We start from the raw sequence: 1,350 nt of genomic DNA, 5'->3' as shown, positions 1-1,350 counted from the left end.
ATTCATCTCTTTATCCCCCTTAGCTCATCTCAACGGGATCATGACGCATAAGCCGTTGAAGTATGATTGTCGTAATTAAGGACAGGACCAGGATGATAAACCCTATCGAAGCGCCATACCCAAAGTGGAATTGCCGGAATGCCATTTGATACAAGTAGGAGCCCATAACCTGTGTGCTGTTATCCGGTCCGCCTTCTGTCATAATCCATACGATTACGAAGGAACCGTTAAGCGTAGTCATCATGATGTTAAGAATGGACACTTTCATCTGCTCCCAAACGAGCGGAAGCGTGATGCTCCAAAACTGTTTCCATTCCCCTGCGCCCTCAATGCTTGCCGCTTCAAAATAGGAAGCAGGAATGCTTTGAATAGCTGCAATGAGAAGAATCATATAAAAGCCGATACCCGCCCAAATAGCCGGAGGCAGAAGCATCCAAATCGTATGATCGGAAAAACCAAGCCACGTTATCGATACTTTTTCACTCGTGAATAATGACAAAAATGCATTCAAGAAGCCAATTTGCGGATTATATATGAAATTCCACAATACGCCAATAACAACGACGGAAATTACATTCGGAATGAAGAAAATCGACCGAAAAAATCCAGCCAGCTTAAAGCCAAACCTAGTGAGTGCTACTGCAAAAAACGTCGCGAGAAGCATAATTCCGATTACTTTGCCAGCAACAAGAAAATAGTCGTTGCCGATCGCTCTCCACACAATGGGATCATGGAACATCTCTTTGAAATTATCAAAGCCAACAAACGTTTTTGTCTCCGACATGCCGGACCAGTCAAAAAATGAATAATACAAGCTTTGCACTACCGGATAGATTGTAAATACGCCGAAAAATAAAAGAGTTGGGATGATGAATGATGCGATAAATATATTTCTCTGCCATTTTACTGTCCCTGAGTTCATACCTTCCATCCCTCCGAGTAAATTCACAGAAAGTGATCGAGGCGTTGTGCCTCGATCAATCTCTGCCGTCAATCTTTTGAAGGCTTATTATTTGCTAACCTTTTTCACCACGTCAGTTACCCGCTTAACCCACTCTTCAGGCGTAATTTTGCTAATCGTCAGTGCATCTGTTGCATCCATCATCGCTTTATCAACGTCAGCGTTGTAAGTGATTGTTGGGATAACAACCGTGTTAGGATCTGTCAAATATTTAGCAGCATCTTTAACATGGCTTGGCGCATTGGAGCTGCTGATGTCGCCTTTAATGTTAGAAGGAGCGCCACTTAGCTCAGCCCATTGTGAAGCTTGATCTTTCGAGAAAATGAATTGCAAGAACGCTTTAGCTGCTTCTTTGTTTTTCGCTTTTTTCGCAATGGCTACAGTAGCTG

1 protein-coding gene and 1 pseudogene are annotated in these 1,350 nt (G+C 42.9%); both read right to left on the bottom strand.

What is annotated here, in order from left to right:
* Positions 1–19: 19 nt before the first annotated feature.
* Positions 20–922 (bottom strand): carbohydrate ABC transporter permease, encoded by a 903-nt coding sequence (locus AC1DSE_RS35310; RefSeq protein ID WP_477512400.1) that lies wholly within the window; start codon positions 920–922, stop codon positions 20–22.
* 87 nt (positions 923–1,009) lie between these two features.
* Positions 1,010–1,350 (bottom strand): annotated as a pseudogene (locus tag AC1DSE_RS35305) (ABC transporter substrate-binding protein); the annotation flags it as partial.

It is taken from the genome of Paenibacillus sp. 01L418, from assembly GCF_056400045.1.
The sequence above is the reverse complement of the archived record's forward strand: the minus strand, read 5'-3'. Positions and strand labels throughout refer to the sequence as shown.

Excerpts from the sequence above, each read along its gene's own strand:
- AC1DSE_RS35310 (WP_477512400.1), bottom strand. The coding sequence starts at position 922 with ATGAACTCAGGGACAGTAAAATGGCAGAGAAATATATTTATCGCATCA.